This is a genomic window from Pseudomonas putida (genome assembly GCF_009883635.2).
Taxonomy (GTDB): Bacteria; Pseudomonadota; Gammaproteobacteria; order Pseudomonadales; family Pseudomonadaceae; genus Aquipseudomonas; species Aquipseudomonas putida_W.
Genome location: NZ_CP026115.2, coordinates 218,193 through 240,475, shown reverse-complemented (window position 1 = coordinate 240,475; position 22,283 = coordinate 218,193). Strand labels below are relative to the sequence as shown.

18 protein-coding genes and 1 pseudogene are annotated in these 22,283 nt (G+C 64.9%); 11 read left to right on the top strand and 8 right to left on the bottom strand.

From position 1 onward, the window contains the following. Window positions 1-783: 783 nt before the first annotated feature. Together C2H86_RS01075 and C2H86_RS01070 are read right to left on the bottom strand one after the other, a co-directional pair. Entirely contained in the window at window positions 784-1,995 is a 1,212-nt protein-coding gene (locus C2H86_RS01075; RefSeq protein WP_159411070.1) for an MFS transporter, read from the bottom strand. 87 nt (window positions 1,996-2,082) lie between these two features. After that, on the bottom strand, window positions 2,083-3,420 hold the full coding sequence (locus tag C2H86_RS01070) for a hypothetical protein (RefSeq protein WP_205524590.1): 1,338 nt from the start codon (window positions 3,418-3,420) through the stop codon (window positions 2,083-2,085). A gap of 199 nt (window positions 3,421-3,619) precedes the next feature. Between C2H86_RS01070 and C2H86_RS01065 the strand changes: the two genes are divergently transcribed. Further along, window positions 3,620-4,099: a VOC family protein gene (locus C2H86_RS01065; protein ID WP_159411069.1), complete on the top strand. Its 480-nt coding sequence runs from the start codon at window positions 3,620-3,622 to the stop codon at window positions 4,097-4,099. A gap of 6 nt (window positions 4,100-4,105) precedes the next feature. Here C2H86_RS01065 and C2H86_RS01060 read toward each other — a convergent pair whose 3' ends face one another. Then, a complete protein-coding gene (locus tag C2H86_RS01060) occupies window positions 4,106-5,092 on the bottom strand; it encodes a LysR family transcriptional regulator (protein ID WP_159411068.1) in 987 nt (328 codons plus the stop codon). 160 nt (window positions 5,093-5,252) lie between these two features. Here C2H86_RS01060 and C2H86_RS01055 point away from each other — a divergent pair, with 160 nt between their 5' ends. Together C2H86_RS01055 and dddP are read left to right on the top strand one after the other, a co-directional pair. After that, a complete protein-coding gene (locus C2H86_RS01055; RefSeq protein WP_159411067.1) occupies window positions 5,253-6,479 on the top strand; it encodes an aromatic ring-hydroxylating oxygenase subunit alpha in 1,227 nt (408 codons plus the stop codon). A 123-nt stretch (window positions 6,480-6,602) separates the two neighbouring features. After that, a complete protein-coding gene (gene dddP / locus C2H86_RS01050; protein WP_110638209.1) occupies window positions 6,603-7,949 on the top strand; it encodes a dimethylsulfonioproprionate lyase DddP in 1,347 nt (448 codons plus the stop codon). 277 nt (window positions 7,950-8,226) lie between these two features. Here dddP and C2H86_RS01045 read toward each other — a convergent pair whose 3' ends face one another. Beyond that, window positions 8,227-9,294 (bottom strand): AbrB family transcriptional regulator, encoded by a 1,068-nt coding sequence (locus tag C2H86_RS01045; protein ID WP_159411066.1) that lies wholly within the window; start codon window positions 9,292-9,294, stop codon window positions 8,227-8,229. Window positions 9,295-9,418: 124 nt separating this feature from the next. Here C2H86_RS01045 and C2H86_RS01040 point away from each other — a divergent pair, with 124 nt between their 5' ends. After that, a complete protein-coding gene (locus tag C2H86_RS01040) occupies window positions 9,419-10,321 on the top strand; it encodes a LysR family transcriptional regulator (protein WP_159411065.1) in 903 nt (300 codons plus the stop codon). On the opposite strand, the gene C2H86_RS01035 is transcribed toward C2H86_RS01040, so the two are convergent. Then, on the bottom strand, window positions 10,318-11,205 hold the full coding sequence (locus tag C2H86_RS01035; RefSeq protein WP_159411064.1) for a LysR family transcriptional regulator: 888 nt from the start codon (window positions 11,203-11,205) through the stop codon (window positions 10,318-10,320). The two genes, C2H86_RS01040 and C2H86_RS01035, sit on opposite strands and share 4 nt — an antisense overlap. 134 nt (window positions 11,206-11,339) lie before the next feature. Here C2H86_RS01035 and C2H86_RS01030 point away from each other — a divergent pair, with 134 nt between their 5' ends. From C2H86_RS01030 to C2H86_RS01000, 7 genes are all read left to right on the top strand, one after another. Next, on the top strand, window positions 11,340-12,461 hold the full coding sequence (locus C2H86_RS01030; protein ID WP_163985930.1) for a muconate cycloisomerase family protein: 1,122 nt from the start codon (window positions 11,340-11,342) through the stop codon (window positions 12,459-12,461). A 167-nt stretch (window positions 12,462-12,628) separates the two neighbouring features. Next, on the top strand, window positions 12,629-12,919 hold the full coding sequence (catC, locus tag C2H86_RS01025; protein ID WP_003256111.1) for a muconolactone Delta-isomerase: 291 nt from the start codon (window positions 12,629-12,631) through the stop codon (window positions 12,917-12,919). Window positions 12,920-12,970: 51 nt separating this feature from the next. Next, window positions 12,971-13,906 (top strand): catechol 1,2-dioxygenase, encoded by a 936-nt coding sequence (gene catA / locus C2H86_RS01020; RefSeq protein ID WP_159411062.1) that lies wholly within the window; start codon window positions 12,971-12,973, stop codon window positions 13,904-13,906. 176 nt (window positions 13,907-14,082) lie between these two features. Next, window positions 14,083-15,441, top strand: a complete 1,359-nt coding sequence (locus C2H86_RS01015) for a spinster family MFS transporter (protein ID WP_159411061.1) — start codon at window positions 14,083-14,085, stop codon at window positions 15,439-15,441. A gap of 1 nt (window position 15,442) precedes the next feature. Then, complete coding sequence (locus tag C2H86_RS01010; RefSeq protein WP_159411060.1) at window positions 15,443-16,420, top strand: AraC family transcriptional regulator; 978 nt, start codon at window positions 15,443-15,445, stop codon at window positions 16,418-16,420. Window positions 16,421-16,499: 79 nt separating this feature from the next. After that, window positions 16,500-17,600: an NAD/NADP-dependent octopine/nopaline dehydrogenase family protein gene (locus C2H86_RS01005; RefSeq protein WP_159411059.1), complete on the top strand. Its 1,101-nt coding sequence runs from the start codon at window positions 16,500-16,502 to the stop codon at window positions 17,598-17,600. Then, the gene (locus C2H86_RS01000; protein ID WP_159411058.1) at window positions 17,597-18,613 is read left to right on the top strand and encodes a 3-hydroxybutyryl-CoA dehydrogenase; all 1,017 of its coding nucleotides are present in this window, start codon (window positions 17,597-17,599) and stop codon (window positions 18,611-18,613) included. Before C2H86_RS01005 ends, C2H86_RS01000 begins: the two co-directional genes overlap by 4 nt. On the opposite strand, the gene C2H86_RS28615 is transcribed toward C2H86_RS01000, so the two are convergent. The 3 genes and pseudogenes from C2H86_RS28615 to C2H86_RS00990 form a co-directional block, all read right to left on the bottom strand. Next, window positions 18,575-19,279: a methyl-accepting chemotaxis protein gene (locus C2H86_RS28615; RefSeq protein ID WP_430738608.1), complete on the bottom strand. Its 705-nt coding sequence runs from the start codon at window positions 19,277-19,279 to the stop codon at window positions 18,575-18,577. The two genes, C2H86_RS01000 and C2H86_RS28615, sit on opposite strands and share 39 nt — an antisense overlap. 201 nt (window positions 19,280-19,480) lie before the next feature. Next, window positions 19,481-19,588: pseudogene (locus tag C2H86_RS28610) on the bottom strand (hypothetical protein); the annotation flags it as partial. 1,410 nt (window positions 19,589-20,998) lie between these two features. Next, the gene (locus C2H86_RS00990; RefSeq protein ID WP_159411056.1) at window positions 20,999-22,243 is read right to left on the bottom strand and encodes an OprD family outer membrane porin; all 1,245 of its coding nucleotides are present in this window, start codon (window positions 22,241-22,243) and stop codon (window positions 20,999-21,001) included. Between the last annotated feature and the right edge of the window lie 40 nt (window positions 22,244-22,283).

Below are 22,283 nucleotides of genomic sequence, written 5' to 3'. Positions count from 1 at the left end.
GCCAGGGTGCGCAGCACCCCTTCGGCGTAGCCGAAGGCGCGAGATGTAGACTTGCGCAGCAAGTCGTAGGCCGCGCGGGCCCGGAAGGCGCCGGAGTGAGGGAACCCCGGAGCGCAGCGCAGGGGCCGGATGATGGGAGCCGGGGTTTTTGGTTACTTTTTGCCCAGTCAAAAAGTGACCCGCCGTAAGGGCGGAAAGGTGACTCAGCGCCACCTTGGCAAATGAATGTTGATCTGATTCAAATGCCCATTTTTCCAAAAAGCCAAAAGCCAAAAGCCAAAAGCCAAAAGCCAAAAGCCAAAAGCCAAAAGCCAAAAGCCAAAAGCTCGACTGCGGTGGTTTTAATTCAGTCGAGTACATTCATTTGCGATGGCGACGCACAGTCACCTTTCCGCCCTTACGGCGGGTCACTTTTTGTCAAACGCGACAAAAAGTAACCAAAAAACGCTGGCTCCCATCATCCGGCCCCTGCGCTGCGCTCCGGGGTCCCCTCGCTCCGGCGCCTTCCGGGCCCGCGCGGCCTACGACTTGCTGCGCAAGTCTACATCTCGCGCCTTCGGCTGCGCCGAAGGGGTGCTGCGCACCCTGGCCCTCCAGACGCCTGCGCTCGGCCTCCTGAAGTCGCATTCGGCGTTTGCTGAGCTATCGCGCACTTAGAAGCAACAGCAACAGCAACAGCAACAGCAACAGCAACAGCAACAGCAACAGCAACAGCAACAGCAACAGCAACAGCAAACAGCAAACAGCAAACAGCAAACAGCAAACAGCAAACAGCAAACAGCGTTAGCTAACGTGGTTACTGGCTTGAGTCTCTCCCTGCAGGCGATTGCGCTCCTGCAGCGATGAGGCCAGCACGTAGGCGACAGCCACCAGCGTCAGCACCGGCAGCATCGCCAGGCGCAGGCCGAAATGCTCGCCGATGAAGCCCAGCAGCTGCGGGCCGACCAGGAAGGCCAGGTAGCCGGCCGTGGCCGCCAGGCGGACCCGCTGATCGCCGTCCGCGCCACTCTCGCCCGCCGCCGAGATGGCTAGCGGAAAGCCCAGCGAAGCACCGATGCCCCAGAGCACCACGGCAGCAGCGGCCACCCACTGCACGTCGCAGAACACCACCAGCGCCAGGCTCAGCGTGCCGATCAGCGCGCTGGCACGCAGGGTGAAGGTGCGGCCGAAGCGGCGTATCACCGGCGCCCCGGCAAAACGCCCGAGGGTCATGCCGATGGTGAAGACCAGGTAGATCAAGGTGCCGGTGGTTGGTGCAAAACCGTGGCCATCGATCATCAGCAGCGGCAGCCAGTCGTTGGCCGCACCTTCCGCCAGGGCCATGGCCAGCACCACCAGGCAGATCAGCAGCAAGCGGCGGTCCTTCAGCAAGGTCGCCCAGTGCAACGTATTACCGTCGCTGTCCTGTCGTTCGTCAGCCGCTTCGCTGGCCCGGGGCGCGTGCCCGATCAGCGCCAGGGTGGCGATCGCCGACAGGCCGGCGATGGCCAGCAGATGCATATCCAGCGGCACTTCGAAAGCGGTCATGGCCATGCCGACCAAGGCGCCGAGCAGAGTACCGAGGCTGAAGAACCCGTGCAGCGTGGTCATGATCGGTGCATCGATGGCACGTTCCACCGCTGCGCCTTCGATATTGGCCGCGATATCCGCCCAGCCCATGCCCAGGCCAAACACCAGCAAGCCGGCAAATGCACACCAGGCACTGTTCAGCTCACTGCTCGCCGCCAGCACGCACAGCCCGCCCGAAAGGCCCAGCAGGCCCAGGCGAAGCGTGTGGTTGGCACCCTGGCGGGCAATCATGCGGCCGGCGCTGAGGATGCCCAGCATGGCCCCCGAAGAAAACCCGAACAGGATCATGCCCATTTGCTCTGTGGAGGCCTGCAGGCCGTCGCGCAGGGCAGGGGTGCGGGTAACCCAGGTGGCCAGGGTCAGCCCAGGGAGTAGGAACAGCAAGTAGAGCGCTTGGCGGGACCAGTGGGTGTGGGTGGCAGGCATTCAAGGCTCGCTGGGTTTATCGTACGGATGTACGGTAAAATCGTACGGGCGTACGAGGCGCGGGTCAATGCCTGCTTGCGCTGTCTGTTAGGTCGCCACCAAGGTCCTGGCCAGGCAGTCCTTGCAATTGACGACGGTTTCCCGAGGCCCGGGCTGCACGTGTACCAGGTTCGACCCGCACATGGCGCAGAACAGCGTGCAGCCATGGGTATCTGCATGCCCAGGCAGTTCTGCGATGTAGTCGCTGACCTTGCGGCACAGGCCATGGTCATGCTGTTGCAACAGCACGTCGAACAGCGCCTGGCTGAAGCCTGAGCGCGGCGCATGAGTGTCGTAGCGCGATGCCGTGAACTGCCAGTGCTCCCGAATCGCGCGTTCGCTCAGCGACAGCAGGCTCCCGGGAATGGTGTTGGCGGCGTGGAGTTTGTTGACCTGGGCGCGAGCCACGAATGACAGGGCCCCACGGATGGCGGTGTTGGTCAGTGACCAGATGTGCCGAACGGGGTGTGCGTCAAGCAGCTGCTCTGCGACTTCGGCGGCTTTCTTCCTGGCCTCGAAGGGCAGGCCGTGTTCCGCGCTGCGGGTGGCGATGTAGGCACAGACTTCTTCATTGCAAAGCTGCTTGATGGCCGTGACGAGCTCGTCATGCCAGTGTGGCTGTGGGCCACTGGACACTGCCTTGTGCAGCGCGCGATACAGGGGGCCAAGGTCGGCCCGCTGCGGTTCATCCAGGCAGACATTGGCGATCCAGCGGACTTTGTTCTGCCAGGCTTTTGGCGTTGGGTCGTCGCTGAAGGCATCCAGCGGCGAATCGGGGTCGACCAGCAGGACCTGATCTTCGTGCAGTGCCAGCAACATGGCCGAATCCATGCTCGGCGAAGGGCTGATGCGTGCGTCTGCGAGGGACTTTTCCGCAGCCTGGATACAACCCTTTTGCGCATCCATGCGTATTTCGAGCACGGCCAGCAACTGCAACTGGCGGGTGATCGACAGCGTGTGCAATGGCACTGGCAGGCGCTTCGCCAATGACCAGTGCTCGTTGATGCGTTGGCGCCGCTCCACGGCCTTTGCCTGCCTGGCCCGTTCACGCGCCGCCAGGCAGGGCTGACAGGCGCAATCGCGTTTCCATGGGTTGCGCCCAGGGAAGTAATGGCGGTGCGCGCAGTTCGGGCAGTAGGCGAGATTGTCGTTCCAGCTGTTGGCCGAGCGGCTTTTGCGCCGCTCGTACAGGCTGATTTCGCAGTAAGGGCACTCGAGCTCGGCGCAAGGCACCGGGGGAAAGGCCTTGATCAGGCTGCTGGGGGCAATGTCGATAGCGTAGCGTTGGAGCAGAACCGCGATCCTTTCACCGCCGATGTATTCGCTGTACAGCGCCTCGATCTGCTCGGCGCTGAGATGCTGCAACTTTGATTTGAAGTTCGACAAACCCGTATCTCCCTGCGAATAGTCGCTTGTGAGGTTTGTCGGCAATGATGCAATGCTGCGGCGTCAGTGGGTTGCGGGAAGCTTCTGCGAATTAAGTAGGAATTTTCTTCTTCCTGGGCCAACCCCTTGTCAGCCAAGGCTCAATAGCAGGGCTGAAGGGCTAGACTCAAGGCTTTCTGTTCTATCCAGGAGCCTTGCCATGACTGCCAAGAACACGATTTGCCTGTGGTTCGACAAGGATGCCGAAGAAGCGGCGAATTTCTATGCCAGGACCTTCCCCGACAGCAAGGTCATCGCGGTGCACCCGGCCCCCGGCGATTACCCTTCGGGCAAGGCTGGTGAAGTGATCACCGTCGAGTTCAGCGTGATGGGCATTCCCTGCGTGGGGCTCAACGGTGGCGACACGTTCAAGCATTGCGAGGCGTTTTCGTTCCAGGTCAGCACCGAGGACCAGGCCGAAACCGACCGGCTCTGGCACGCCATCGTCAGCAACGGTGGCAGCGAGAGCGTTTGCGGCTGGTGCAAGGACAAGTGGGGCATCTCCTGGCAGATCACCCCGCGCATCCTCATCGAAGCCATCGCCAACCCCGACAAGGCCGCCGCCAAGCGGGCGTTTGACGCCATGATGAACATGGGCAAGATCGACGTGGCGAAAATCGAGGCGGCGTTGAAAGGCTAGTGCTGCCTACCCTTGGTCTTCGGCCTCTTCATGCAGCGACCAGTCGAACTGCTCGATCAACCAGTCGCGCAGCTTGCAGCAACTGGCGTCACGGCTCTTGGCTTCGCTGAGGCTAAGGTAATGGCGGGTGTCGCGGTGCACCAGGGTGTCGCTTACCGGCCGCACCAGCAGGCCCTGCTCCACCAGCGGCGCGACCAGGTAATGCCAGCCCAGGGCCACGCCCTGATGGTGCTGCGCCAGCTGCATCAGCAGGCTGTAGTCGTTGGCGTTGAACAGTTGCGGGGCGTCCGCATCACGCCGGTCGAGGTCGATGTCCTGATAGGCGAACCAGACTTTCCAGTCCACGTGTTCGGCCACCTGCGAGCGGCCGAACGGGCTGAGGTTGAGCAGGGCGCTGTTGCGCAGGCCGTCCAGCGTGCGGATCTCGGGGTGTTGTTCCAGGTACTGCGGGGTGCACACCGGGTAGATCACGTCGCAGACCAGCGGCTGACTGAAGTAACCCTGGCCGCTCTTGGCCATCTTGCAGATGATGATGTCCGGATTGACGCCGTTCTCCAGGGTCAGGAAGTTCTGCGTCGTCACGATGTTCAGGTCGATCTCGGGGTAGGCCGCGAACAATGCCGGCAACTTCGGCCCGAGCCAGAAGTTGGCGAATGCCGGTGAGCAGCACAGGGTGACGCGCTGCTTGGGCGACTCGCTGTGGCGGATACGGTCGGCCGCCAGGGCAATGTTGGTGAACGACAGCTGCACGGCGTCGTAGAAGATCGAACCGGCCGGGGTCAGCTCGACCGCACGCCCGGCGCGGTTGAACAGTTCGGCCCCCAGGTGTTCCTCAAGGTCGCGGATCTGCCGGCTGATCGCCGCCTGGGTCACACACAGCGCTTCGGCCGCGCGGGTGAAGTTCTGGTAACGGGCGGCGGCGACGAAGGCCTTGACCGCGCGCAGCGAGGGCATCTTGATCAAGGTCTGATCGGGTTCTGTGTGCTTGACCATACGTTTTGGTAATCAATTAGCCCCAGAAAATGTCGATTCTTAGCGGCAAAACACTGGCAATAGACTGTGATCAGGCAGCAGCGATGACGCTTTGTTATTCGTTTCAGAGACTAACCGAACGAATCCCTGCATAGAAGTCCCACGCGGGAGAACAACAATAATGCAGCACACCGATGTATTGGACCTGATCAGGCAACGCAAACCTCAACATGGCTTGCCGGGTGCCGCCTATAGCGATGCGGACCTGTACCGGCAGGATCTTGAACAAATCTGGCACCGCGAGTGGATCTTTGCCGGGCATACCTTCGAACTGGAAAAGCCCGGCCAGTACATCACCCTGCAGGTCGGTGACTACCCGGTGGCCGTGGTTCGTGGCAGTGATGGCCAGGTACGCGCCTTCCACAATGCCTGCCGTCACCGTGGTTCCAAGGTATGCACCGAGGCCAAGGGCAAGGTCGCCAAGCTGGTGTGCCCGTACCACAAATGGACCTTGGAACTCGATGGCCGCCTGCTGTTCGCCGGCAACATGGGCCCTGACTTCAATACCGCCGAGCACGGCCTGATGCCGGCCCACTGTGAAGTGGTGCACAGCTACATCTACGTGTGCGTGGCCAAGGTCGCGCCGGACTTCGAGCCGTTTCGCAGCGCCGTGTCGCCCTTCATCGGCCCGCACTATCTGGAAGACTGCAAGGTCGCCTTCGAGGCCAACCTGGTGGAGCAGGGCAACTGGAAGCTGGTGTTCGAGAACAACCGCGAGTGCTACCACTGCGACGGTACCCACCCCGAGCTGCTCAACTCGTTCGTCGAGAACGTGTCGGTGCAGGGCATTGGCGGTGAGGAGGACCCGGAACTGGCCGCGCACTGGAACGTCTGCGAAGCCAACGGCATGGCCAGCCGCCTGGTCATGGACCCCGGTGGCCAGTACCGCATGACCCGTATCCCGCTCAACAACGGTGCCACCAGCTATACCATGGACGGCAAGCCGGCCGTGGCCCGCCGCCTGGACCGCAGTGGCGTGGCCAACATCGGCGCGCTGCTGTACTTCAACTACCCCTCGACCTGGAACCACTTTCTCGGCGACCACGCCCTGAGCTTCCGCGTGTTGCCGCAGGGGCCGGGGCAGACCTTGGTGACCACCAAGTGGCTGGTGCCCAAGGACGCCCAGGAAGGCGTGGACTATGACCTCGAGCGCCTGACCAAGGTGTGGATGGCCACCAACGACCAGGATCGCCGGCTGGTAGAGGGCACTCAGGTCGGTGTGACCTCGCCGGCCTACCAGCCAGGCCCTTATTCGGGGCTGGTGGAGAACGGCGACTGCCAGTTCGTCGACTGGTATTGCGAGTTGATGACCCGGCGCCTGAGCGAGGATTCGCCGCGCCTCGCATGACGCTATGGGCCAGCGCCGCTTTCGGGCATTGTCCTGACGACTTTGAGGGCGCTGGCCTGCCCGCAATCGCACATCATCAATACCGCTGTTTCCACACAATAAAACCAGGGAAAACCGCACGCCATGATGACCTCACCGTTCTCGATCCCCGCCCAGGCCCGCCGTATCGACCCGTCCCGCCAGCGCGCCGCCGCGCTCAAGGCCGATGGTTCGATCGACGACAACGACCGCACTGAAATCGGCCCGACCCCGCTGGCCTTCGCCGAATGGGCCAGCCTCGGCCTGCAGGCGCCGCACCTGCCGAGCATGCGTGAGTACCGCCTGCAACGCATCCGCGAGCAGCTCATCGCCCGCGACCTGGGCGGCATCCTGCTGTTCGACCCGCTGAACATCCGCTACGCCACCGACACCACCAACATGCAACTGTGGACCACCCACAACCCGGCCCGCGCCTGTTTCGTCGCCGCCAGCGGCCATGTGGTGCTGTGGGACTTCCATGGCTGCGATCACCTTTCCGCGCACCTGCCGCTGGTCAGCGAGCTGCGCAGCGGTGCGTCGTTCTTCTATTTCGAAACGGGTGACCGCACCGAGGAACATGCCAGGCGTTTCTGCGCCCAGGTCGATGAGTTGCTGCGCACCCATGCCGGCAACAACCGCCGCCTGGCCGTGGACCGCATCGAGGTCGCCGGCCTGCGCGCCCTCGATGCGCTGGGCGTGCAGGTGCACAACGGCCAGGAAGTGACCGAATTCGCCCGCCTGATCAAGGGGCCGGACGAAATCCTCGCCATGCGTTGCGCGGTGGCATCCTGCGAAGCTTCGATCGCCGAAATGCGCCAGGCCATGCGTGCCGGGGCCACCGAGAACGATGTCTGGGCCGCGCTGCATGCAGGCAACATCCGCCGTGGCGGCGAGTGGATCGAAACCCGCATCCTCAGCTCCGGCCCGCGCACCAACCCTTGGTATCAGGAGTCCGGTCCGCGGGTGCTCAGCGACGGTGACCTGCTGTCGTTCGACACCGACCTGATCGGTGTGTATGGCTTCTGCGTGGACATGTCACGCAGCTGGATCTGCGGTGATGTCGAGCCCACCGCCGAGCAGAAGCGCCTGTACCGCATCGCCCACGAACACATCCACGTCAACGCCGAGATGGTCAAGCCTGGCGTGCGCTTCACCGAACTGACCCGCAACGGCCATCGTCTGCCGGAAAGCTGCCGCGCGCAGCGCTATGGCGTGATGTTCCATGGCGTGGGGTTGTGCGATGAGTACCCGAGCATTCGCTACCCTGAAGACCTTGAGTCCTATGGTTATGAAGGCGAACTGCAGCCGGGCATGGCGCTGTGTGTCGAGGCCTATGTCGGCGAGGTGGGCGGGCGTGACGGGATCAAGCTGGAGAACCAGTTGCTGGTGACCGAGAGCGGGTTCGAGCTGTTGACCCATTATCCGTTCGAGGACAGCTTCCTGCGCGATTAGCAGGGGTGCATGCCTTGAGGTTTTCGTTGCCTGGGCAATCGAGCGCCGCCCGCGCGGCGCATCGCGAGCTACGCTCGCTCCTACGTTTGTTTCGGGCCAATTATTCCTGTGGATTTTGCGCGCGAACGCCTTGGCGCATGGCGCGATATCGCGTCGTACAAACAAGGCAGTCGCGCGCGCCTGGCACAGGCGTTACTGGCCCGAGACAAACGTAGGAGCGAGCGTAGCTCGCGATGCGCCGCGCGGGCGGCGCTCGATTGCCGCCCTTATGAAAAATTCACGGTGTACGCGTCAGGCGTATGATCTGCCGCGCACAGAAGGCCCCGGTCAGAATCACCCCGAACAACCGCAATGTCTGCATCGCCAGCACCAACCCGACATCGGCATGGGTCTCGACGGCGATGATCGCCATGGCATCCAGCCCACCCGGGCTGGTCGCCAGATACATCGACAGAAAATCCGTGCCCATTGCCAGGGCCAGCACGTAGGCACACGCGGCGCACAACACAATCAACGCCACCGCCCCGGCAATCATGGTCGGCAGGCGCTTCCACACATAACGCACGGTCTGCCGGTCGAAACGCAGGCCGATGTAGCAGCCAATGGCGCCATAGGCAACCGCCAGTAAAGGCTCGGGCAAGCTGATGGTCAGCAGACCACTGAGTTGCAGGGCGCCGCCGAGCAGCAGCGGTGTCAGCAAGGCCCCGGCAGGCAAGCGGCTGCCGAGGGTAATACCCACCAGCACCACGCCCAGGCTGAGAAGGCTGTCGATCAGGTGCGGGCCTTCCAGCGCCGCCGGTGCATGGGCCGCCGCGCCTGCGCCTGGTGTGGCGCCGAGCAGGTGGCTGACCAGCGAGCCGATCATCACCACGCATACCACACGCACATATTGCATGGTCGCCACCACGCGGCCGTCGGCGCCATTTTCCTCGGCCATCGACACCATTGCCGAAGCCGCCCCTGGCGCGGTACCCCAGGCGGCAGTGCTGCCGGGGATGCCACCGAAGCGTACCGTGCCGAGGCCGACCAACGCGCTGAGCACCACCGTGATGACGGTGGCGACCAGCATCAGGTGCCAGGACTGGGCCATCGACACCAGCACCGCCCAGGTCACCGAGTGGGCGACCAGCAGGCCGACGCAGCCCTGACCAAAGCGAAACATCTGGCGGTGCAGGTGCAGTTGTGCGCCTGAGACGCCGAAGACGATGGCCACCAGCATGGGGCCGAGGAACAACCCGGCCGGCACGGCCAGGGCATGCAGCCACTGGCCGAAGGCACCGGCGCAGATCAGCAGGGCGAGCCATTGGAACAGGGATCTGGAAGAAGCGGGTAGGGCGGTCTGCAACGTCGATACTCCTTGCGCAGCGATAACGCGGGGCTGGCAGCGCCAGCGGAGAAAATTATCGACGGCGCAATCGATCAAGTCTATTTTCTACTTTCGATGAATCCATAACTGAAATTCATGAATCATGGACCTGCGTGACCTCACCTATTTCGAAACCATCGCCGAGCTGGGCCACCTGGGCCGGGCGGCGGAGAAGCTCAACCGCAGCCAGCCGGCGTTGAGCAAGAGCATTCAGCGCCTGGAAGAATCCCTGGGTACCCGGTTGTTCCAGCGCGATGGCCGGCGCATCAAGCTCACCGATGTCGGCAAGCTGCTGCTGGCGCGGGGCAAGCAGTTGCAACTGAACATCGCCGAGACCGAGCGCGAGGTGCGTGACTTCGCCAGCGGGCTGGTCGGCAACATCCGCCTGGGCTGCGCGGCGAGCATGGCCGACCACCTGCTGCCGCACCTGACCGCAGCGTTGCTGGAACGGGCACCGGAGGTGACCTTGAAGCTGTCCATCGCCCAGGACGATGTGCTCAAGGAATCCCTGCGCGCCGGGCGCCTTGATGTGATCATCTCACCGCAGATCGCCATGGACCGCGAGTTCACCACCTATCCCATCCTCGAAGATGAAGCGATCGTGGTGGCCAGTGCCGAGCACCCGATCTTCGCCGGCCCCATCACCCTGCAGCGCCTCTGCCAGTACCGCTGGGTGCTGGCGGGGCCGACGGTGACCGCCCGGCGCTGGATCGACAACGTGTTCATCGCCCACCAGTTGCCCGCGCCGCAGGTGCAGATCGAAACCAACGCCATCTCGCTGCTGCCGCGCCTGATTGCGCGTACTCAACTGCTCAGCTTCGCCGCCCGGGAAACCCTCGAGCATGGCTTGGGCATGTCCTGGCTGCGCGAGGTGCCGCTGAAGCAGACCACCATGCGCCGTACCGTGGCCGTGTCGGTGCGCACGGACGGCTACCTGTCGCCAGCGGCAGGGGCGTTGGTGACGCTGCTCAAGGAAAAGGGCAGCAGCTTTTTCGAACGTGGCTAGCTCAAAGGCTCGCTTACGGCCTGCTGGGCGATCAGCGCCAGACAGCGCTGCACCATCGGGCTGCTGTCGCCCTTGCGCCGGCTGAGGATGATCGGGCTGACCGCGCTGCGGTCCAGGAGGCTGGCGTACTCGATATCAGTGCGGTGCTGCTGTTGCACCGACTCCGGCACCAGGGTCACGCCCAGCCCGACGGCGACCAGGCCGATGGCAGTCTGCAGCTCGTTGGCCCACTGGCTGACCTTGAGGCTCATGCCGTGGTGGGCGAACAGCGCGAGGATGTGGTCGGCGTAGCTCGGCCGGGGGTTGGCCGGGTAGAGGATGAACGCTTCCCTGGCCAGCTGTTCGAGGGTCAGCGGCGCGCCAGCCAGGGCATGGCCCTTGGGCAATACCGCCACCAGCGGGTCTTCGCGCAGCACTTGCTGCTGGATCGCCGGGTCGTCGATGCGGATGCGGCCGAAGGCGATGTCGATGCGCCCACTTTTCAGCGCTTCCACCTGCTGCAGGGTGGTCATCTCGCTCAGGCCCAGTTCCAGCTCGCTGTCCTTGCGCAGTTCGCGGATCAGCTCCGGCAATACCGTGTACAACGTGGAGGGGGCGAAACCGATGCCCAGCCACTGGCGCTGGCCCTGGCCGATGCGCCGGGTGTTGTCGCTGATGTTCTCCAGCTGCTGCAGCAAGGTGCAGGTCTGCTCGTAGAAGAAGCGCCCGGCCTCGGTCAGGCGTAGCGGGCGCTCGCGCAGCACCAGCACGGTCCCGAGCTGTTCTTCAAGCTGGCTGATCTGCCGGCTCAGCGGCGGCTGAGCGATGTGCAGCAGTTCGGCGGCGCGGGTGAAGTTCAGGGTTTCGGCCAGGACCTTGAAGTAGCGAAGGTGGCGCAGCTCCATCAGACCTCCTGGGTATGGTGGGAGATTCATTTGATATTGGACGGCTCTCAGGGTCTCGCGCAATGCTTGAATAATCAAGTAAATGTAGTATCGGGTCTGCAGCCTGCGGCCTGATTTGACGGGACCTTCGAACCATGACAAACGCCCTGATCGAGCGCATCGACGCGATCATCGTCGACCTGCCGACCATCCGCCCGCACAAGCTGGCGATGCACACCATGCAGCAGCAGACCCTGGTGGTGCTGCGCCTGCGCTGCAGCGACGGCGTCGAAGGCATCGGCGAGGCCACCACCATTGGCGGCCTGGCCTACGGCTACGAGAGCCCAGAAGGCATCAAGGCCAACATCGACGCGCACCTGGCGCCGGCGCTGATCGGCTTGCCCGCAGACAACATCAACGCCGCCATGCTCAAGCTCGACAAGCTGGCCAAGGGCAACACCTTCGCCAAGTCCGGCATCGAAAGCGCCTTGCTCGACGCCCAGGGCAAGCGCCTCGGCCTGCCGGTCAGCGAACTGCTGGGCGGCCGTGTGCGTGACAGCCTGGAAGTGGCCTGGACCCTGGCCAGCGGCGACACCGCCCGCGACATCGCCGAAGCCGAGCACATGCTTCAGATCCGCCGGCACCGGGTGTTCAAGCTGAAGATCGGCGCCAACCCGCTGGAGCAGGACTTGAAGCACGTGGTGGCGATCAAGCGCGAACTGGGTGAGCGCGCCAGCGTGCGGGTCGACGTCAACCAGTACTGGGACGAATCGCAAGCCATCCGTGCCTGCCGGGTGCTCGGCGACAACGGCATCGACCTGATCGAACAGCCGATCGCACGCATCAACCGCGGCGGCCAGGTGCGCCTGAACCAGCGCAGCCCGGCGCCGATCATGGCCGACGAATCCATCGAGAGCGTCGAGGATGCCTTCAGCCTGGCCGCCGATGGCGCGGCCAGCATCTTCGCCCTGAAGATCGCCAAGAACGGCGGCCCGCGTGCCGTGCTGCGCACCGCGCAGATCGCCGAAGCGGCCGGTATCGCCCTGTACGGCGGGACCATGCTCGAAGGCTCGATCGGCACCCTGGCCTCGGCCCATGCCTTCCTCACCCTGCGCCAGCTGACCTGGGGCACCGAACTGTTCGGGCCGCTGCTGCTGACCGAAGAGATCGTCAACGAGCCACCGCAGTACCACGACTTCCAGCTGCACGTGCCCCGCACGCCAGGCCTGGGCCTGACCCTGGACGAGCAACGCCTGGCGCGCTTCGCCCGCCGCTGAAGGAGCACACAAAACCTCTGTAGGAGCGGCGGTGCGGCGATCCGACTTGCCCCGCGAACACGGGCGAAGCCCGTGCCATCCACCGCGTCGCCTGCTTCGCGGGGCAAGCCCGCTCCTACAGGGACTGCACAAGCTTTTAGAGCTCATGTAAGACAGGAGAAGACAACATGCTGTTCCACGTGAAGATGACCGTGAAACTGCCGGTCGACATGGACCCGGCCAAGGCCGCGCAACTGAAGGCCGACGAGAAGGAGCTGGCCCAGCGCCTGCAGCGCGAGGGCACCTGGCGCCACCTGTGGCGCATTGCCGGGCACTACGCCAACTACAGCGTGTTCGACGTGCCCAGCGTCGAGGCGCTGCACGACACGCTGATGCAGCTGCCGCTGTTCCCGTACATGGACATCGAGGTCGACGGCCTGTGCCGCCACCCGTCGTCGATCCACAGTGACGACCGCTGATTCATCCTTGAACCACGACTACCTGACAAGAACAATTCGAGGTAAGCAGAAATGACCGTGAAGATCTCCCACACCGCCGATATCCAGGCCTTCTTCGAGCAAGTGGCCGGCCTTGGCCAGGCCGAAGGCAACCCGCGCTTCAAGCAGATCATGCTTCGCGTACTGCAGGACACCGCGCGCCTGATCGAAGACCTGGAGGTCAGCGAGGACGAGTTCTGGCATGCCGTCGCCTACCTCAACCGCCTCGGCGGGCGCAACGAGGCGGGCCTGCTGGCGGCAGGCCTGGGCATCGAGCACTTCCTCGACCTGCTGCAGGACGCCAAGGACGCCGAAGCCGGTTTGACCGGCGGCACCCCGCGCACCATCGAAGGCCCGCTGTACGTGGCCGGTGCACCGCTGTCCGAGGGTGAAGCGCGCATGGACGATGGCACCGACCCCGGCGTGGTGATGTTCCTCCAGGGCCAGGTGTTCGATACCGACGGCCAGCCGCTGGCCGGCGCCACCGTCGACCTGTGGCACGCCAACACCCAGGGCACCTACTCGTACTTCGATGCGACCCAGTCCGACTACAACCTGCGCCGGCGCATCGTCACCGATGCCGAAGGCCGCTACCGGGCCCGTTCCATCGTGCCGTCCGGTTATGGCTGCGACCCGCAGGGCCCGACCCAGGAATGCCTGAACCTGCTCGGCCGCCACGGCCAGCGCCCGGCACACGTGCACTTCTTCATCTCGGCGCCGGGTCACCGTCACCTGACCACGCAGATCAACTTCGCCGGCGACAAGTACCTGTGGGACGACTTCGCTTACGCCACCCGCGACGGCCTGATCGGCGACCTTCGGTTTGTCGACGATGCCGCTGCGGCGCGTGACCGTGGCGTGCAGGGCGAGCGCTTTGCCGAGCTGTCGTTCGACTTCCAGCTGCAGGCCGCCAAGGCGCCAGAAGCCGAGGAACGCAGCCACCGGCCACGGGCGCTGCAAAACATCTGAGCACTTGCGGGAGCGGCGGTGCGGCGATCCGACATGCCCGCTCCCGCAGACCTCCATTCCAATAACAATAAAGGTCCTTGGTCATGCGTAATCCCGCCCTGCGTGCGCTCGCCTGTTACTGACAGGTCACTGCCTTGTAATCCCTTTCCAGGCTGTCCCTTCAGGAATTCGCGAGCATGAATACCCTCACTCAAGAGCAACACCTCAAGCAGCACAACAAACGCTATTTCTATGAATGGTATGTGGTCATCCTGTGCATGGTGGCCTACATCTTCTCGTTCGTTGACCGGCAGATTCTGGCCCTGATGATCGAGCCGATCAAAGCCGACCTGCAGCTGAGCGACACCCAGTTCAGCCTGCTGCACGGCCTGGCCTTCTCGCTGTTCTATGCCTTCATGGGCATGCCCATCGCCTACCTGGCCGACCGTTTCTCGCGCCCGCGCATCATCGCCGTGGGGGTGATCTTCTGGAGCTTCGCCACCGCCGCCTGCGGCCTGAGCAAGAACTTCACCCAGATGTTCCTGGCGCGCATCGGCGTGGGTGTCGGCGAAGCGGCGCTGTCGCCGTCGGCCTACTCGATGTTCAGCGATATGTTCCCCAAGGAAAAGCTCGGCCGTGCCGTGGGCATCTACTCGATCGGTTCGTTCGTCGGCGGCGGCATCGCCTTCCTGGTCGGCGGCTACGTGATCACCTTGCTCAAGGACGCGCAGACCATCGAGGTGGCCTTCCTCGGCGCGATGAAGGCCTGGCAGCTGGCGTTCTTCATCGTCGGCCTGCCCGGGGTGATCGTCGGCCTGCTGGTCTGGCTGACCGTGCGCAACCCGCAGCGCAAGGGCGCGCAGCTGGATGCCGACGGTAATGTCCGCAAGGTCCGGCTCAGCGATGGCCTGCGCTTCATCGGCCGTCACCGGGCGACCTTCGGCTGCCATTACCTGGGCTTCTCGTTCTACGCCATGGCGCTGTTCTGCATGATGAGCTGGACCCCGGCGCTGTACATCCGCAAGTTCGGCATGAGCCCCGAACAGGCCGGCTTCATGCTTGGCACCATCCTGCTGCTGGCCAACACCACCGGCGTGGTGTTTGGCGGCTGGCTCACCGACCACCTGGCCAAGCGCGGGCGCAGCGATGCGGCCATGCGCACCGGGGTGATCGGCGCGGTGGGCATGATCGTACCGGCGGTGCTGTATTCCCAGGTCGACCAGCTGTGGCTGTCGGTGACCTTGCTGGTGCCGGCGATGTTCTTTGCCTCGTTCCCGATGCCGGCCTCTACCGCGGCCATGCAGATCCTCTCGCCCAACCAGGTGCGCGCCCAGGTGTCGGCGGTGTTCCTGCTGATCAGCAACCTGCTCGGGCTGGGCCTGGGCACCACGCTGGTGGCGTTGATCACCGACCGCTACTTCGGCGCCCCGGCCGCGGTCGGTTCGTCGATGTCGATCGTCAGCTTCGGTGCCTCGCTGCTGGCCATCGTGCTGCTGGCCAAGGGCTGCAAGTGCTTCCGTGACAGCATGCGCCGCGAACACCCCGCCGAGGCCTGAGATGCTGGCGGACATCCAGCTGCTGGAGCGCTTTCCGCTGTTTCACTCGCAGGATGTGGCAGAGATGCAGGTGCAGCTCGCCCGCTATCTCTGCCCGCATCGGCTGCGAGTGCTGGACGATGCGGCGCCGCAGTTGCAGGTCAACGGCGTGGAGTTTGCCGGCGTGCGTCTGCTGCAGTTGCACTACGACGCACCGGTGGAAGTCAGCCTTGAGGGCACTGGGGCGCAGTACCTGTTCCGCACCACCTTGCAGGGACAGTGCGAAGTCAGCCACGGCCAGGCGCATGCGGCCGTGGCGGCAGGCGGGCTGAGCGTCAGTTCGCCATTCGCCAGCAGCCGCATCGTCACCGGCGGCGCCTGCCGCAATGCGGTGCTGAGCATGCCCCGCCAGGCACTGGAGCTGCATCTGCAGCAGCTGCTGGGGCGCAGCCTGGGGCAGCCGCTGGCGTTCGATGTACCGCTCGCCGCCGACCACCCAGGCGTGCATGCGCTGGGCCTGACCCTGGATTACCTGTGCCGGCTGTTCGCCCTGCAACTGAGCCTGGCGCCATTGCGCCAGGGCCTTGCCGATCACCTGGTGCAACTGCTGCTGACCCAGTTGCCGCACAATTATTCCGCCGCGCTGCTGCAACCGGCAGGCACCCCGCTGCCCAGCCATGTGCGCCGGGCGCGCGAGCATATCGAGGCCAATCTGGACCAACCGCTGGCGCTGGCGACCTTGTGCGCGCTCAGCGGCGTTTCGGTGCGCACGCTGCAGAACGGCTTTCGCCAGTTCATCGGGCAGACGCCGGTCGAGTACATCCGCGACCGGCGCCTGCAGGCGGTGCACCATGCGCTGCAGAAGGGCGAGGGCAGCGTGACCGAGGTGATGCTGCGTTTCGGCATCAACAGCCCGGCGCATTTCACCCAGCAGTACCGGCAGCGCTTCGGTTGCCGACCCTCCGACACGCTCAGGGGCCGAAAGCTGCGCAATCGGTAGCTTGCCTGCGCGATCCGCAGCGCCGGGCAAACGCGTGCTGGCTAGCATCGGCCTACCTTACACACGCGGAGTTCCACCCATGCAAATCACTGTTCTTGGCGGCGGCCACGGCTGCTATGCAGCGGCCGTCGAGATGGCCGAGCGCGGCCATGCCACGCGCCTGTGGCGCCGTGACGCTACGGCCCTGAAAACCCTGCAGGCGATTGGCAGCCTCACCGTGCGCGATTATCGCGGCACCCGCCAATTGGCCCTTGGCGACAGCCTGCACCTGGTCAGCGACCTGGCCGAAGCGCTGCAGGGCGCGGACCTTGTCATCATCCCCTTGCCATCGACCAGTCACGCGGCGCTTGCCGCTGAAGTCGCGCCATTGCTCAGCGCCGGCCAGGTAGTGTTCCTGCCGCCCGGCACCTTTGGCAGCTATGTATTCGCCAAGGCCATGCGTGACTGCGGCAACCACGCCGAGGTGGCCTTTGCCGAAACCGGTACCTTGCCCTACCTGGTGCGCAAGCATGGCGCCGATCAGCTGGTGATCAGCGCCTACGCCACGCGCCTGCCGACCGGCGTGCTGCCCAGCCGCCTTTCGGTCCATGCCTTCAGCGTGCTGCGCGAGGCCTACCCCAGCGTCGAACCGATCGAAGATGCCCTGAGTGGCGCATTGATGAATGCCGGGCCGGTCATTCACCCGCCGCTGATCCTGATGAATGCAGGGCCCTTGGAGCACTTCGAGTCGTGGGACATCCACAACGAAGGCACCCAGCCGTCGATCCGCCGGGTGACCAATGCGCTGGATGCCGAACGCATGCGCGTGCGCGAGGCGCTGGGCTACCCGGCGCCGCACTTCCCCTTGGCTGACCACTACAATACCGACCAGGGCGATGAGTGGATGTACGGCCGCGGCGCCCATGGCAAGCTCACCGACAGTGGTGACTGGCGCGAAAAGATCGACCTGCAGCAGCACCGCTACATGCTCGAAGATACCCGCCTGGGCCTGTCGCTGCTGGTCTCGGTCGGGCGCTGGGCCGGCGTGCCGACCCCCGTGGCGCAGGGCTTGCTGGCGTTGGCCTCGGCAGTGACCGGGCGTGACCTGTATGGTGAAGGCCGCACCCTGGAAAGCCTCGGCCTGGCGGGGCTCGACCGCGAGCAGATGGCGGCCTTGCTGCGTGACGGTGTCGCGCCATGAGCGGGCCATTGCAGCACATCGCCGTGGTCGGTGCCGGGCGGATGGGCGAGGGCATCGCCCTGGCCTTCGCCCAGGCCGGCGTCCAGGTCAGCCTGATCGACCTGAAGGCCCGGCAGGCGCAAGCCCAGGCCAGCTACTTCGAGGTTGTCAGGCGTAACCTTACCGTCGAGGCGCGGAGCCTGGTTGACCTCGAAATGATCGGTGCGCAGCAGGCCGAGCGGCTGTTGTCGCGGGTTCAACTGCTGACACGGGAGGAGGGCGGCCGGGCGCTGCAGGGTTGCCGGCTGGTGTTCGAGGCGGTGCCTGAGGTGCTCGAGGCCAAGCGCGAGGCGTTTGCCTGGATCGACCGGCAGGTGGCGGCTGACGCGATCATCGCCTCGACCACTTCGACCTTCCTGGTGACCGAGCTGGCCGCCATGGTCAGCGCGCCCGGGCGCATGGTCAACGCCCACTGGCTCAACCCGGCGCACCTGATGCCGCTGGTGGAAGTCTCGCGCAGTGCCACAACCAGCGAACGGGTGGTCGCTGAGCTGCTGGCCACCCTGCAGGCCATCGGCAAGGTGCCGGTGCTGTGCAACGCCACCCCCGGCTTCATCGTGCCGCGCCTGCAGGCGCTGGTGATGAACGAGGCGGCGCGCATGGTCGAGGAGGGGGTCGCCAGCGCCGAGCAGATCGACCTGGCCGTGCGTACTGGCTTTGGCCTGCGCTTCTCGGTACTGGGCCTGCTGGAGTTCATCGACTGGGGCGGCGGCGACATCCTGCACCACGCTTCAAGCTACCTCAGCCGCCACCTGGGCGAGCGCTACCAGGCGCCGGCGTCGGTGCTGGACAACATGGCCAGCGGGCGCAACGGCCTGCGCAATGGCGTGGGGTTCTATGACTACCGCGAGACCGACATCGACGCTTACCGCCATGGGCGCCTGGCGAACCTGGTGCAGCGCCTGCACCAGGCCGGGCTGGCGCCGCGCTTTGCCTCAGGCCTTGAAGCGCTCGATCAGCCCTTGCTGCTCTGACGCCAGGTCGTTCAACTGCTGGCTGATGCCCGCCGAGCGCTCGGCCTGGCCGGACAGCGAGGCGGTGACATCGCGCACCGCCTCGACGTTGCGGTTGACCTCTTCGGCCACGCTGCTCTGCTGCTCGGCGGCGCAGGCGATCTGCACGTTCATGTCGGTGATCACGCTGACCGCCTGGCGAATCTGCGCCAGTGCCTGCAGGGCCTGGCGCGCCTGTTCGGCATTGGCCTGGGCCTGCTGGTAACTGTGCTGCATGGCGCCAGTCACCTCATGGGTGCCGTTGCGCAGGTTGTCGATGATCGCGCCAATCTCTTCCACCGAGGCCTGGGTGCGCTGGGCCAGGCCGCGTACCTCGTCGGCGACCACGGCAAAGCCGCGACCGGCGTCACCGGCACGGGCGGCCTCGATCGCTGCATTCAGCGCCAGCAGGTTGGTCTGCCGGGCAATCGACAGGATCACCTCCATCACCGCGCCGATCTGCTCGCTGCTCGCGGCCAGTGCCTGCAGGCGCTGCATGCCCTCGCTCATGCCGCTGGCCAGGGCCTGGATGCCCTGGGTGGTGCTCTCGATCACCTGCACGCCGGCGCCGGTGGCCTGGTCGGCATGGCGCGCTGCCTCGGCGGCTTGCGCGGCGCTGTGGGCCGCTGCCTGGGCAGTGGCGGACATTTCGTGCAGGGCAGTGGCCATCTGCTCGATCTCGCGGAACTGCTGCTGCATGCCCGCGCTGGTCTGGCTGGCGATGCGCGCCGACTGGTCGGCGGTGTCGCGGGTATCGCGCACACCGCCCTGGACCTGGGCGATCACCGGTTGCAGGCGCTCCAGGAAGCGGTCGAAGGCGCGGCTCAAGCGGCCCAGTTCATCCTTGCCAGAGTAGGCCAGGCGGCGGGTCAGGTCACCTTCACCTTCGGCAATGTCTTCGAGCAGGTAGGCGACTTGCAGCAGTGGGCGGCTGACGCTGCGCGCGGTCAGCCACATCATCGCCACGCCCAGCAGGGCAATGCCCAGGCCCAGGCCGATCTGCAGGGCCAGGCTGTGCAGGCGCTGGGTGCGCATCTGTTCCTGCAACGCGGTCACCGGCGCGCCGAGCACGTCCTTGCCGACGCTGACCAGCACGGCCCACGGGCTGGCTTCTGGCAGGGGCTGGATCGGCACCAGCATGCGCATGTGTCCGGCATCCTCGAAGGCCTGCATATGGCCTGCGGCTGCGGCATCGAGCATGGCGGCGGCCTGTTCGGAGTGGCGTGCCTTGAACAGCGTACCGAGGCGTTCGGGGTGGCTGCTGTCACCGGCCAGCAGCCCGGCCGTGCTGACGATGGCGATATCGCCCTGGCCGTCGTACAGCGCTGTGGCGGCTTTCTCGGCGTCGCGCTGCAGGGTCGCGAGGTCGATGTCCAGGCCGATCACCGCCACCACACGGCCCTGGTCGATCAGGGGCAGGGTCAGGCTGGTGACCAGCCGCGCGGTGCCACTGGAGCTGTCGACGTAGGGTTCGAGCAGGCAGGGCTTGGCGCTGGCACGCGAGCAGCTGAAAAACGCATTGAACGGTGCGCCGCTGGGGCCGGGCGAGGTGTCGGCGAGCAGTTTCTCGTCGCCAGGTACGGGCTGCAGCTGGCCGGGGCCAGGTTGTAGCCAGTACAGGGCGAAGCGGCCCTGGTCGTTGCTGCCAAGGTCCAAGCGGCCGGGGAAGTCGCCATCGTGGCCGTCCAGGGCGTTGGGCTCGAAGGTGATGAACAGCCCCAGCAGTTCCGGGCGCCCGGCCAGGGCATCGCGCAGCACCTGGGTGAGGTCGCGGCGCAGCTCGGCCGGGGGCAGGCCTGCATTCTGGCGCAGGTGCATGACCTGGCGACCCACGCCTTCGGCGAAGGTGTAGGCGCGATTGAAGCCCTGCTGAATCTGCAGCGCCTGGGCCTGACCCTCGGCACGCAGGTTGCTGCGTGCGGCGGCCAGCAGCATGTCGCTGGCGCTGCTGCCGACCTGGTCTTCGCTGCTCTGGCGCTGGGCCAGGGCCAGGGCGGTGAGGAGCACGACGACGCCAGCCAGGCACAGGCTGGCGAGCAGGGTGATTTTGTTGTGGATGCTCAAGGCGTTGGTCATGTTGTTGTTTTCCGCGACGCGAGTTGGGCTCGCGGCAGGCTACCGGGGCGTGGCGCACGGCGGAATGGCTGGGGAGTGGATTGGCAGGGAGGGGCAAGAGGTTGGCACGGGTGGGCAATGGAGGTGGGGTTGAGACTGCCCATCGACAGGTTTTCAGCGTCTGTGAGATCGAGCGCCGCCCGGGCGGCGCTCGATCTCACAGGCGCTGCCATACTCAAGACATAAAAAAGCCCGGACCCTCCCCGCACGGAAAGGCCCAGGCAAAGGAGCAAAACTGTGGCTTGGTGCTAATTACCAGAACTTCCAGGTGTAGGAAGTGATGAAACGGTACTCGGTGTATTCGTTGCCGTACATCTGCTGGGTCCGCATGTTCTTCAGGTCGAACGACAGGTCCTTGAGCGGGCCGCTCTGGACCACGTAGCTGAGCATGATGTCGCGCTCGCTTTCCTGGTCGCGAGCAAGGCCCGGGCCGCGATCGACGTCGGTGCCCTTGATGTAGCGGGTAAACAGCTTGAGGCCGGGGATGCCCATGGCCACGAAGTTGTAGCCGTAGCGCACCGACCAGCTGCGCTCGTCCGGGCGGATGAAGGGGATGCTCGCCCAGTTCGGCAGCCACAGCTGCGGCACATAGCCGTTCAGGGTCGGGAACACCGTGTCGCCGGTCATGCGCTGGTAGCTGGCGCCGATCATGTGGCCGCTCTTTTCCAGGGTCACCAGGCCGAAGTAGGCGCGGTTGTCCACCGGGCCGCTGCGCGCGGCGCCGTCTTCGCGGTTGTTGAAGTAACCGACATCGGTTTTCAGCTGGTAGCCGTCGGCGAACTTCAGGGTGTGCTTGATGCCGCCATAGTCCTGCTTGTAGATGTCGTTGAGCACGCCGTGGAAGTAGCTGCCCTGCAGGTCCGGGGTGAAGTTGTAGGTGGCGCCGGCGAAGTCCAGGCCATCGCTGTCCAGGCTGTCGTTGGTGCCATAACGGTACAGGCGCTCGTGATTGGACGAATCGCGGGTGACGATCGACCAGAAGCGCCCGCCGACCAGGGTCAGGTTGTCGATGTCGCGGGACTCGATCACTGCACCTTGGTAAATGGTGTCGAGCTGGCGGCTGGGGTCGTTGGAGGCGACTGGGTAGAACGGCTTCTGGTCGCCGATCTTCACCTGGGTCTTGGCGTACTTGAGTTTCAGTGTCGCGCCGCCACGGCTGTAATCATCGGTGGTCTGCTGGCGGTGCTGGCTGAACGGCAGCGAGCCATCGTTGCCGGTGGAGTCCAGGCGCAAGGCATATTGGCCATTGAGATCAAGGCCGACGGCCAGCGGGGTATCGGTATAGCCCGACTCGAACTGCAGGTCGAAGCCCTGCGACCAGTTGCCGACCTTGGACACCGGTGCACTGGAGTTGGTGAAATTACGGTTCAGGTAGAGGTTACGGAAGTTCAGCGACAGGTGGCTGTCATCCACCACGTCGGCGTAGCTGGTCAGGGGTAACACGGTGCCCACACACAAGCACAACGTTTTCGCACGCAACGGCCATTTGAGTTCCATGGGGTAATCCTGGAAAGCGTAATCCTGGAAATGTGATCAG